Source organism: Streptomyces sp. RKAG290 (assembly GCF_023701695.1).
In the GTDB taxonomy this organism is placed as follows: domain Bacteria; phylum Actinomycetota; class Actinomycetes; order Streptomycetales; family Streptomycetaceae; genus Streptomyces.
Genome location: NZ_JAJOZC010000001.1, coordinates 5,960,252 through 5,971,855, shown reverse-complemented (window position 1 = coordinate 5,971,855; position 11,604 = coordinate 5,960,252). Strand labels below are relative to the sequence as shown.

The window sequence follows — 11,604 nt, the reverse complement described above, 5'->3', positions numbered from 1 at the left end:
GGGGTCCTTGCTGATCTCAGATGCTGATACGCCGTCCACGGTACGCCGCCCCGTCCGGGGCGAGTGCTCCGAGGGTCAGCAGGAGCTGCGCCGCGACGTAGGTGAGCATGACCCAGAAGTCGGGTGCGGGCAGTTGCGGCCAGTCGGCGATGCCGGTGGCGATGAGGGCGTCGGAGAGCAGGAAGAGTGCGCCCCCGGCGGCGGCGTACCGGCCGAGGACGCCGGAGCGGTATGCCATGGCGGTGAGCAGCAGGCTGTAGCCCGCCAGCGGGATCCGCAGACCGGCGGGCAGCGCGCCCCAGATCAGGATCAGGAAGACGGCCAGGACGGCCGCGTACAGGATCGCGGGCAGCAGGGCTCCGCGGGCCCGTCCGAAGAGCCGCAGGTAGCAGACGTGTCCCGCGGCGAAGCCGCCCATCCCGATGAGGAAGGCCACGTCGGCGTCGGCCAGCAGGAAGACGTCACCGACCCAGCCGAGGAGCAGTGCGGCGATCAGCAGCCGCGGTCCGCGCCGGGCGGCGGCGTACCCGGCCAGCAGCGGCATCAGCAGCGGTTTGGCGACGAAGTGCGCGAGGCCGCAGTCGGTGAGGACCCCCACGAGATCGACGGCGCAGGCGGCGAGGAACGCGAGGAGCAGGGGCCGTACGAGGCGGTCCCGCCGGTCCGGGAGCGGGCCGGCGCTCATCCGGTGTGTTCGGGCGCGGGGACGGCGGGGACGGCGGGAGCGGCCGTGGGTGCCTTGCTGCCGAGCGCGGCGGTCCCGGCCGGCTGCCAGCCGGGGCCGCGGAAGACCCGCCCGGCCCGCTCGCTCCAGCTGCCCGCCGCACGTACGTCGCGGGCGATGGCGGCATATTCGTGGGTGGCGACCCGCAGCGGGTTGAACGAGTCGATGTTCTTGGTGAGCCCGAACACCGGCCGCTGCGTCTCCACGGTGAAGGACCCGAACCACCGGTCCCAGAGGATCAGGATGCCGCCGAAGTTCCGGTCGAGGTACCCGCCTGGGACGCGTGGTGCACCCGGTGGTGGGAGGGCGTGTTCAGCACGTACTCGAAGGGCCGGGGCAGCTTGTCGATCCGCTCGGTGTGCACCCAGAACTGGTAGACGAGATTGGCCGAGGAGCAGAAGGCGAGCGCCGCCGGGTGGACACCGCAGGCGATCAGCGGAAGGTAGAACGGCCAGACGGTCAGCGAGGTCCAGGGCTGGCGCAGCGCGGTGGACAGGTTGAACTTCCGGCTGGAGTGGTGGACCACGTGGCAGGCCCAGAGGATGCGGATGACGTGGTGGCCGCGGTGGGACCAGTAGTAGAAGAAGTCCTGTGCGAGCAGCATCAGCGGGACCGTCCACCACAGGACGGGTACGCGGAGCGGGGTCAGCTCGTACACCGCGCTGTAGATCGCGACGATGGGTACTTTCCACAGCAGGTCGAAGGCCAGGCTGCCCAGCCCCATGGTGATGCTGGTGGCGGCGTCCTTCGCCTCGTAACCGGCTGCCTCCTCGTCGGGGTGGAAGTGGTGGAGGGCCATTTCCAGGACAGTGAGCAGGACGAAGGCCGGTATGGACCAAAGCACTACATCGGGCAGGTTCGTCGGCATGCCTGCACCGTAGAGCCGCAGGTCGGCCGGGGACTAGACGTTGTTACCAACAAGTATGCGAGACGCCTTGTCAGCAGTCTTTGTCACCTTCTGACAGCGTCGGAGCCACCCGGTCCGCGTACGGGGGTCTCCCTCGGGAAGGAACCGCCACTCACACCCCCGCCGCCCCCAGCAGCTCCCCCACCGCATAGGTGACCGCCATCGCCAGCGCTCCCCCGCCCATGTTCCGCAGCACGGCCGGGCCCGCCGCCGCCTCGCCCAGCCGGGCGCTCCACCAGCCCGTCACGGCCAGCGCCGCGAGGACCGACAGCACGGTCACCAGCAGCCGCAGCGACGACGGGGGCAGCACGATCGCGAGCAGGGGCAGCAGCGCGCCCGCCGTGAACGCGAGGAAGCTGGCGCCCGCCGCGTGCCAGGGGTTCGTCAGCTCGTCCGGGTCGATGCCCAGCTCGACCTCCGCGTGGGCGCGCAGCGCGTCGCGTTCGGTGAGCTGGACCGCGGCCTCGCGGGCGACCTCACGACTCAGGCCCTTCTCCTCCAACAGGCCGGTGAGTTCCGCGAGTTCCGCTTCGGGCGTCTCCTGGAGCTCGCGTTTCTCCGTGGCCAGCGCCGCCTTCTCGGAGTCGCGCTGGGTGGAGACCGACACGTACTCGCCGGCGGCCATCGACATGGAGCCGGCCAGCAGCCCGGCCAGGCCCGCCGTGAGCAGCGCGCTGCGGCTGCCGGTGGCCCCGGCGACGCCGACGACGAGGCCCGCGGTGGAGACCACACCGTCGTTGGCCCCGAGGACCGCGGCGCGCAGCCAGTTGAGCCGCGCGCCCAGACCGTTGCCGTGAGGTTCGTCGTGCGCCGGGGTATCCGTCATCCGGGGATGGTCTCACCTCCCGGCCCGCACGGGGTCACCAGACCCTCACCGACCCGCCCGGTGCGAAGGCGGGGCTGGTGGCGTCCTGCGGGACCTCCTTGAGGGGTTCGGCGATCTCCTGGACCGTGGGGCCGACGGTGGCGGCGACGCGGTCGAGGGCGGCCAGGTCGAATCCGTAGACGCGGGCCGCGTTGCCGCCGGTCATGGCCGCGACCTCCGCGGGAGGCAGCCCGGCGTACGCGATCCGCAGACCTTCGCGCGAGTACGGGGCGGTGCCCTCGTCGTGCGGGTAGTCGCTGCCCCACATGATCTTGTCCAGGCCGATCCGGTCGCGCAGCGGCACCTCGTGCGGGCGCATGAAGCTGGCGCCGACGAAGCAGTTGTCGCGCCATACCTCACTGGGGCGCGCGCCCATCGAATCCGCAAGCCCCGCACCGAACTTGGACTCCGCGGTGGCCGCCCGGGAGGCCGCCGCGACGAGTCGGCCGTGGTAGTAGTCGAGCATCTCCACGATGCCCGGGATCCAGCCGGAGCCCTGTTCGGTGAGGACGAGTTTCAGGCCGGGGTGGCGGCGGAAGGCGCCGCCGAAGATCAGGTGCCACAGCGCCCGGTGGGAGAACCAGGTGGTCTCCACCATGAAGACGGCGCGGGCCGCCGGTTCGTCACCCAGCGGCGGGGAGGCGGAGCCGCCGTGGTGGTTGACGGGGACGTCCAGCTCCGCGCAGACCGCCCAGAGCGGGTCGTACACCTGGGAGTACAGCTCCGGGATGCCGGAGCCCGGCGGGGCGCCGGGCAGCAGGATGCCACCGGTGAGCCCCGCCTCCTTGGTGCGGCGGACCTCGCGCACCGCCTCGGCCGGGTCGTTGAGGAGGATCTGTGCGACGCCCGCCCGCCGGCCGGGCGCGGCCGCGCAGAAGTCGGCGAGCCAGCGGTTGTGGGCGCGCAGCCCGGCCCAGCGCTGTTCGTACTCCGCCCGGGAGGGTGCGGGGGCCATCAGGGAGGCGGAGGGGAAGAAGGGCGGGATGGTGTTGGGGAAGACGACCTCGGCGACGATGCCGTCCGCCTCCAGCTCGGCCAGCCTGCGGTCCGAGTTCCAGTTTCGGTCGGCGGTGTCGGCCACCAGGTCCTCGTACGGATTGACGTACGTGGCCGCCCAGGCCTCGAAGGCGTCGTGGTGCCGCGACTCCAGGTACGGCCTGTAGTCGAGGAGGTCGGCGCCGGCGTGGCAGTCGGCGGAGATGACCGTGTAGCGCTCCGTCACGACGCCCCCAGGACCGGGAAGTCGTGGTCGGTCAGCCAGTGCCTGCCGACCTCGCGCGAGCGGGCCCAGGAGGCCTCGACCGCCGTCTGGTCGGCGCTCTGGCCCAGGTCTGCCGGGGTGGGTCCGATGCGTGCGGCGAGCGGTGCGAGCCTTTCCTTGTCGAAGCCGAAGACCTCGGCGGCGGCCAGGCCCAGCATCCTGCGGGTCTCGGCGACGGGGATGTCGTGGAAGGTGTTGCGCAGCCAGTTCGCGGTGTCCGGCCAGGTGCCCTCGGGGTGCGGGAAGTCGCTGCCCCAGAGGATGTTGTCGACGCCGATCTCGTAGCGCTGGGCGAGTTCGCGGCGCTTGGTGTTGGTGGCGCAGATGAACACCTGGCGGTCCAGGTACTCGTGCGGTGGGCGCTTCAGTTCGGCGAACGGGGAGAGCTTCTTGCCGCCGTGGGCGCCGAGGTAGAGCCGGTCCATGAACCACAGCAGGTTCGGCAGCCACCAGCAGCCGGACTCGGCCACGCCGAACCTGAGCCCGGGGTGGCGTTCGAAGGCGCCCGACCAGAGGAGGAACCAGAGCGGCCGGGACGGCCACCAGGTGACCTCGGAGACGTAGATGCCGAGGTGGTCGCCGTACTCGTGGCGCGGTGCCGCGCCCGAGTGGGTCAGGACGGGCATGCCGGTCTCGGCGGCGGCCGCCCAGACGGGGTCGTAACGCCGGTCGTGGTAGGGGGCCTTGTCCACCCACATGGAGGGGATCATCAGCGCCCCGAGACCGGATTCCTTCGCCCGGTGGATCTCGGCGACGACCCGGTCGGTCTCACCGGTGACGGGCAGCAGCGCGACGCCGCAGTGGCGTTCGGGGTGGAGCGAGACGAAGTCGGCGAGCCAGCGGTTGTGTGCCTGCGCGCCGGCCATGCCCAGCTCCGGGTCCTGGTCGCCGGAGAGGCCGAGGCCGACGCCGAAGGGGGCCGCGGTGCGGCTGTCGACGGCGTCCGCGTCGGGGAAGACGACCTCGGCCGCCACGCCGTCACCGTCCAGCTCCTTGAGCCGCTGGGTGGCGTCCCAGCCGCCCCTGAGCCCCTCCTCGTTGTCGAGGAACCACTTGTCGGCGAAGGCCTCGTTGCGCACCCCGAGGCGGGTCATCTCCTCGCGGCGGCGGTCGCGGCCGCCCAGGAAGTCGTCGAACTCCCGGTGGAAGCGGCGGTCCAGGTAGGGCCGGTATTCCTCGGTGGGCAGTCCGGCGTGGCAGTCGGAGGAGATGATCAGGTACGGGTCGTCGGTCATCGCTCGCTCCTTCGGTCGAGTACGAAACTCTCCAGGTACGTCGGGTTGGCCCGGTCGAGCATCGACTGCGACCTGGCGCGGATCTGCCGGTCGCTGTGCTCGCTGTCCGGCAGCATCCAGAAGCGGTCGGCGCCGATGCCGTCCACGACGGTCTGCGCGACCTCCTCCACCGGGGTGAACTCCACGTCGTGGCCGGCCGCCGCATGGCGCTCTCCCACTGGCCGAGGCTGCGGTACGGGGTCCTGCGCGGCCGCTGCTTGGCGTACCGCTCGGGCCGGTTGCGGTGGGATTCCCACAGGCCGGTGCGCAGCATGTGCGGGCCGGGGAAGAGGACCGAGGCGCCGACCGCCGCGTCCTCCGCCCGCAGATGCGCGTACAGCGACTCGGTCATCGTGACGACGGCGGACTTGGTGACCGCGTACACGGAGGCGGTGGGCAGCGGGGCTATCCCGCCGTCGCCGGACGAGGTGTTGACGACGTGGCCGGGGGCGCCGCCCTCGAGCATGCGCGGGACGAAGGCCTGGATGCCGTGGAAGACGCCCCACACGTTGACCGCGAAGGCCCACTTCCAGTCGTTGGGGTCGTGCTCCCACATCCGGCCCTCGGCACCCGATCCGACGCCGGCGTTGTTGCACAGCACGTGCACGGCGCCGAAGGCGTCGTACGCGGCCGCGGCCAGCGCCTGTACGGAGTCCCGCTCGCTGACGTCGACGACCTCGGCCAGCACCCGGGCACCGTCCCGGCGCAGTTCGTCCGCCGCCTCGCCGAGGGGTCCCTCCTCCACGTCGGCGAGCACGACGTTCAGTCCCCCGGCCGCGAACCTGCGTGCCATCGCGAGGCCGATGCCGCTCGCGGCTCCGGTGACGACGGCGGTCTGGCCCTCCTCCAGCCTCATCGGACGCTCCCTTGCGGCGGGCCGTCGTGGATCTGCTGCGGGTCGTCGTAGCGCTGGTGGATGTACGGCAGCAGGGCGGCGGCGCTCACCCGCTCCACGGCCCTGCCCTGCTGGTCGCTCGTCTTCTCGCCGATGGTGAGGTCGAGCAGCCTGCGCACCGGGAGGTCGGCGACCGGGTCGTACACCGACTCGCGCAGCACCACGTCGCCGGTGACGCGCTCCAGCCGGCGGACCTTCTCGTGCCGGGTGCAGTGGATCAGTACGGGGTCGGAGTCGAAGCCCTCGCCGTCCACGGCCGGCAGGAACTTGAAGTAGAAGTCGAGCTTCGTGACCGGCTGCGGCAGCGGGAGCTGTTCGCCGACCGCGCCGCGGATCTCGACGAAGGCGATTCCGTGGCGGGCGAGGCGGGCCCGGACGACGAGGCCGTCGCGTTCGACGGTCACCTCGCCGAGCTTCTTCGGTTCGCCGAACACCTCCCGCCCGCCGGTCAGTGCCCGCTCGTGGGTCATCGGCATGACCAGCGGGTACCAGCCCTCGTGCCCGTCGTGGACGGCGGCGACGGAGACGGAGCCCGCGCCGAGCGGATAGCCGGGCAGGTCGACCGTGCTGACGCTCGCTCGGACGAGCGGGCGCGCGGCGGGTTTCAGGGGCGGCGGCAGGACGGCCGCCACCGCGTCCGGGTCGCTCTCCCAGACGGCGGTGACGCCGGTGGACCAGATGTCGGGGAGCCTGGAGCGGGCCTCGCGGGATGCCGCGATCTCGGCCTCGGTGCGCGCGCCGTACCGTACCCGTGCCATGGGGTGTCACCTCTCGGTCGACCGTGTCCCGGCTCTCGCACCGGGTTCTGTAACACAGTTACACCGGCGGCGATGAAGGGTAAATAGGCATGCGTGTAACGGAGTTACGGAAACAGGAGGCGCTGTGGCGCGATCGTCGCTGACCCGTGAGGAGGTTCTGTCGGCCGCTGCCGCGCTGGTGCGGCAGCACGGTCCGCAGACCCTCACGATGCGCAAGCTGGCCGCCGAGCTGGGCACCGCAGTCACCTCGATCTACTGGCACGTCGGCAACCGCGAGTCACTGCTGGACGCCCTGGTCGAGCGCACCGTCCAGGAGATGGGCACCCTGCGGCCCGCCGGCCGGGCGCCGGCACCCCGGATCGTCTCCGTCGCCCGCGCGCTGCGCCGCGAGCTGCGCGCCCGCCCGCACCTGATCGCGATGGTGCACGAACGCGGGCTGACGGAACGGATGTTCCTGCCGGCGCAGCAGGCACTGGTCCACGAGGTGCATGCCGCCGGACTGCGCGGCGCACGGGCGGCGGCCGCGGTCCGGGCCGTGCAGATCCACACCGTCGGCTTCCTGCTCGTGGAGCGCAACCGCGAGCGGTCCCCCGTCCAGTCACCGGGCGAGGGCGATCTGTGGAGCACGTCGACGGCCGGCGGCGATCCGGCACTGGCCCGGGCGCTGACCCGGCCCGCCGACCCGGACCGGCTGTTCCACACATCCGTAAGGGCACTGGTGGACGGGTTGCTGGCCGGTGGCGGGAACGAGGGCCCGGCCGACCCCGAACCGCCGGACAGGAACCGGGGGTGACGGCCGAATAGGGGACTGTCGGTCCCGGCCCGTATTCTCTGTGACCATGCTCGACGACCGCCAGACCGCAGCACCGTGGCCGACCGCCTACCCGCAGGGGTACGCGGTCGTCGACGTGGAGACCACCGGCCTCGCACGGGACGACCGGATAATCTCCGCCGCCGTCTACCGCCTGGACGCACAGGGCAACGTCGAGGACCACTGGTACACCCTGGTCAACCCGGAGCGCGACCCCGGCCCCGTCTGGATCCACGGGCTGACCAGTGACGTCCTCGAAGGCGCCCCGCTCTTCCCGGAGGTCGCCGCCCAGCTCTCCGAGCGGCTCGCCGACCGGGTCCTCGTCGCGCACAACGCCGCCTTCGACTGGTCGATGCTCGCCCGGGAGTACGCACGGGCCGCGGTCATCGCCCCCGTGCAGCAGCGGTTGTGCACCATCGCGCTCTCCAAGGAGCTGCGACTGCCCCTGCCCAACCACAAGCTGGAGTCGCTGGCCGCGCACTTCGGGGTCGTCCAGCAGCGCGCGCACCACGCGCTGGACGATGCCCGCGTGCTTGCCGAGGCGTTCCGGCCGAGTCTGCACGCGGCGGCGCACGGCGGGGTGCGGCTGCCGCTGCTGGAGTGCCGGCCGCTGACCGAGTGGTCGGACTCCCCCGTCACCCCGCGGATCGGCTACCAGGCCTCGTACGGCGGCCAGGCCAGCTGGCGCCCCTCGCGCAAGCGCCCGGCCTGCCCGTACCCGAACCCGGGACGGTACGAGAAGGACAAACCTCTCATGCAGGGCATGCGGGTGGCGTTCTCCGGGGACACCTCGATCGACCGCGAGCTGCTGGAGGACCGGGCGGTGGAGGCCGGCCTGCACGTAGCGACCAGCGTCTCCCGGCTGACCAGCCTGCTCGTCACCAACGACCCGGACGCGGCGACGTCCAAGACCCTCAAGGCGAAGTCGTTCGGCACACCGATCCTGGAGGAGAGCGCGTTCACCCACCTCCTGCGGGACGTGGCCGCAGCGGGGAGGACCCCGGCGCCGACGCCGTCATCGGAGTGAACCGGGGGCGACTCGCCCGCCCGCCGCTCGCCCGCCGCCGCCCTCGCGTCCCACCCTGTGGCGCATGGCACGTTGCGAGGTATGCGGAAACGACTACGGGATGTCCTTCGAAGTGCACGCGCAGGGCGCGGTGCACGTCTTCGACTGCTTCTCCTGCGCCATTCACCGCATGGCGCCGATCTGTGAGCACTGCCGGGTCCAGGTCATCGGCCAGGGCGTGGAGGTCGACGGGCACTGGTTCTGCGGCGGTCACTGCGCCCGCGCGGAGGGGAAGGTGGGCATCATCGACAAAGTCTGAGCGGCGGGCGGCGCCCCTCTTGTCCCACCCCCTGCGCGATGCACCCCATGACGCAGTTGTACCGTCATGGGGTGTACCGCTTCCTGTTGACCCGGCAGTGGCTGATCCTCGCCCTCCTCGCCCTCGTCATGATTCCCACGATGATCGAGCTGGGCTTCTGGCAGCTGCACCGGCATGAGCACAAGGTCGCGCAGAACTCCCTGATCTCGCACAACCTCAAGGCGAAGCCGGTTCAGGTCGCCGCGCTCACCGATCCCGGCCACGTCGTGCCACGCTCCGACTACTGGCGTGCGGTGAAGGCCACCGGGACGTACGACGAGAAGCACGAGGTCGTCGTACGCCGCAGGACCTCCACCGACGGCAGCATCGGCTTCCACGTGCTGGTGCCGTTCGACCTCAAGGGCGGCGGCACGGTCCTGATCAACCGCGGCTGGATCCCCACCGCCGACGACCAGCGCGCCTTCCCCGACGTACCGGCCGCGCCGCGGGGTGAAGTGACCGTCACCGGACGGCTCAAGGCCGACGAGACGACGGGCAGCAGCGGCATCAAGGACATCTCGGACCTGCCGGACCGCCAGGTGATGCTGATCAACAGCGCCCAGCAGGCCAAGCTGCTCTCCCGGCCGGTGCTCGGCGGGTACATGGAGCAGACCGGGCCGGTGCCCTCCGGCGACACGCCCGAGCTGATCGCGGCCCCCGACGACAGCTCCATCGGCCCGCACATGGCGTACGCCGTGCAGTGGTGGCTGTTCGCGGCCGGAGTTCCGGTCGGCTACGTGGTGCTGGCCCGCCGGGAGAAGCGCGATCTGGTCACGGCAGCGGCCGAGGCCGCCGCACAGGCCGCCGCGGAGCCCGGGAAGCCCGAGCCCGCGAAGGCCTGACGGCGTGTCGGCACCGTCCGCCGGGGTGACTCCCGCCCCTCCTCGCGCAGCGGCTGCTTAGCGGGGGCGATGTTCGGGAACACGCCACAAGTGACCCCACGCATCGAGGACTACGCCCTCATCGGCGATCTCCAGACAGCCGCCCTGGTGGGCAGGAACGGTTCTGTCGACTGGCTCTGCCTGCCCCGCTTCGACTCGGGGGCCTGCTTCGCCGCGCTGCTCGGCGACGAGGACAACGGCCACTGGCGCATCGCACCGAAGGGCGCGGACACCTGTACCCGGCGCGCCTACGCGGGTGACTCGCTCGTCCTGGAGACGTTCTGGGAGACCCGTACCGGCACCGTCAAGGTCATCGACTTCATGCCGCAGCGCGATCAGGAACCCGACGTGATGCGGATCGTCGAGGGCATCAGCGGCACCGTCGACATGGCTTCCGTGATCCGCCTCCGCTTCGATTTCGGGTCCGTGGTGCCGTGGGTCCGCCGCTCGCAGGGCCAGCGGGTGGCGGTGGCGGGGCCGGACTCCGCCTGGCTGCGCAGCGAGCCGCCGGTCAAGACCTGGGGCCAGCAGTTCTCCACCTGCTCCTCGTTCAGCGTCTCCGCAGGTGAAAAGGTGGCGTTCGTCCTGACCTGGCACCCCTCGCACTCGCCCAGGCCCGATCTCGTCGACCCGTACGAGGCGCTGGAGAACACCCTGAGCGACTGGGCCGACTGGTCGGCCCGCTGCAAGTACGAGGGGCCCTACCGGGAGGCCGTGATCCGCTCGCTGATCACCCTGAAGGCGCTCATCTACGGCCCGACAGGCGGCATCGTGGCGGCCCCCACCACCTCCCTGCCCGAGGAGATCGGCGGCGTACGGAACTGGGACTACCGCTTCTGCTGGCTGCGGGACTCCACGCTCACCCTCGGCGCGCTGATCTCGGCCGGCTACCTGGAGGAGGCCGCAGCCTGGCGGGACTGGCTGCTGCGCGCCGTCGCCGGGGACCCGGCCGACCTGCAGATCATGTACGGGCTCGCGGGCGAACGCAGACTGCCCGAGTCGGAGCTGCCGTGGCTGCGCGGTCACGAGAACTCCGGCCCGGTCCGGATCGGCAACGCCGCGGTCCGCCAGCGCCAGCTCGATGTGTACGGGGAGGTCATCGACTCGCTCCGGCTGGCCCGCGACGCGGGACTCGGCGACAAACCGCACGCCTGGAACCTGCAGCTCAGCCTGCTCGGCTTCCTGGAGTCCACCTGGCGCGAGCCGGACGAGGGGCTGTGGGAGATCCGGGGACAGCGCCGCCACTTCGTGCACTCCAAGGTGATGGCCTGGGTGGCGGCCGACCGGGCCGTGCGCAGCCTGGAGGAGGACCCGTCTCTGACCGGCGACGCGGACCGCTGGCGGGCGATGCGCGACGCCGTGCACCAGGAGGTGTGCGAGAAGGGATACGACCCGGTGCGCAACACCTTCACCCAGTCCTACGGATCACGGGAACTGGATGCCGCCACGCTCCTGATCGCCCGGACGGGCTTCCTGCCGCCGGACGACCCGCGCCTGGTGGGGACGGTGAACGCCGTCCGGGCCGAGCTGGGCAGCGACGGGCTGGTGCGCCGCTACAGCACCGAAGGCTCCTCGATCGACGGGCTGCCGGGCGGTGAGGGCGCCTTCCTGGCCTGCTCGTTCTGGCTGGCGGACGCGTTGTGGATGACCGGACGCACCGAGGAGGCCACCGAACTGTTCGAGCGGCTGCTGGCGCTCCGCAACGACGTGGGGCTGCTCGCCGAGGAGTACGACACCGCCGCCATGCGCCAGCTCGGCAACTTCCCGCAGGCCTTCAGCCACATCGGGCTGGTGGGCACGGCCGTCGCACTGGCCGAGGCACGAACCCCGCAGGACGTGGCGCAGGACGAGGCGGCAGGATAGG

The 11,604-nt window shown here is 71.6% G+C and carries 10 protein-coding genes and 2 pseudogenes; 5 read left to right on the top strand and 7 right to left on the bottom strand.

Going from position 1 to position 11,604, the window contains the following annotated elements; translation table 11 throughout:
* Positions 1–16: 16 nt before the first annotated feature.
* The 7 genes and pseudogenes from LNW71_RS26390 to LNW71_RS26360 form a co-directional block, all read right to left on the bottom strand.
* Positions 17–685: a lysoplasmalogenase gene (locus tag LNW71_RS26390; protein ID WP_250970493.1), complete on the bottom strand. Its 669-nt coding sequence runs from the start codon at positions 683–685 to the stop codon at positions 17–19.
* Positions 682–1,592: pseudogene (locus LNW71_RS26385) on the bottom strand (sterol desaturase family protein). Before LNW71_RS26385 ends, LNW71_RS26390 begins: the two are co-directional and overlap by 4 nt.
* Positions 1,593–1,743: 151 nt before the next feature.
* Complete coding sequence (locus LNW71_RS26380) at positions 1,744–2,457, bottom strand: VIT family protein (protein ID WP_250970492.1); 714 nt, start codon at positions 2,455–2,457, stop codon at positions 1,744–1,746.
* A gap of 34 nt (positions 2,458–2,491) precedes the next feature.
* On the bottom strand, positions 2,492–3,718 hold the full coding sequence (locus LNW71_RS26375; protein WP_250970491.1) for an amidohydrolase family protein: 1,227 nt from the start codon (positions 3,716–3,718) through the stop codon (positions 2,492–2,494).
* Positions 3,715–4,992, bottom strand: a complete 1,278-nt coding sequence (locus LNW71_RS26370; RefSeq protein WP_250970490.1) for an amidohydrolase family protein — start codon at positions 4,990–4,992, stop codon at positions 3,715–3,717. Before LNW71_RS26370 ends, LNW71_RS26375 begins: the two co-directional genes overlap by 4 nt.
* A pseudogene (locus LNW71_RS26365) lies at positions 4,989–5,887 on the bottom strand (SDR family NAD(P)-dependent oxidoreductase). Before LNW71_RS26365 ends, LNW71_RS26370 begins: the two are co-directional and overlap by 4 nt.
* Positions 5,884–6,684: an acetoacetate decarboxylase family protein gene (locus LNW71_RS26360; RefSeq protein WP_250970489.1), complete on the bottom strand. Its 801-nt coding sequence runs from the start codon at positions 6,682–6,684 to the stop codon at positions 5,884–5,886. The pseudogene LNW71_RS26365 and the gene LNW71_RS26360 overlap by 4 nt, the downstream one beginning before the upstream one ends.
* Before the next feature lie 124 nt (positions 6,685–6,808).
* On the opposite strand from LNW71_RS26360, the gene LNW71_RS26355 reads away from it, so the two are divergent.
* The 5 genes from LNW71_RS26355 (at position 6,809) to LNW71_RS26335 (ending at position 11,603) form a co-directional block, all read left to right on the top strand.
* Complete coding sequence (locus tag LNW71_RS26355) at positions 6,809–7,477, top strand: TetR/AcrR family transcriptional regulator (RefSeq protein WP_250970488.1); 669 nt, start codon at positions 6,809–6,811, stop codon at positions 7,475–7,477.
* Positions 7,478–7,517: 40 nt separating this feature from the next.
* Positions 7,518–8,522, top strand: coding sequence for a DEDDh family exonuclease (locus tag LNW71_RS26350; protein ID WP_250970487.1), 1,005 nt, complete (start codon positions 7,518–7,520; stop codon positions 8,520–8,522).
* Positions 8,523–8,586: 64 nt separating this feature from the next.
* Positions 8,587–8,820 carry a hypothetical protein gene (locus LNW71_RS26345; protein ID WP_078852816.1) on the top strand — a complete coding sequence of 78 codons (234 nt, stop codon included), beginning with the start codon at positions 8,587–8,589 and terminating at the stop codon, positions 8,818–8,820.
* A 71-nt stretch (positions 8,821–8,891) separates the two neighbouring features.
* On the top strand, positions 8,892–9,701 hold the full coding sequence (locus LNW71_RS26340) for an SURF1 family protein (protein ID WP_250972155.1): 810 nt from the start codon (positions 8,892–8,894) through the stop codon (positions 9,699–9,701).
* Between the two features lie 90 nt (positions 9,702–9,791).
* On the top strand, positions 9,792–11,603 hold the full coding sequence (locus LNW71_RS26335) for a glycoside hydrolase family 15 protein (RefSeq protein WP_250970486.1): 1,812 nt from the start codon (positions 9,792–9,794) through the stop codon (positions 11,601–11,603).
* Position 11,604 lies beyond the last annotated feature (1 nt).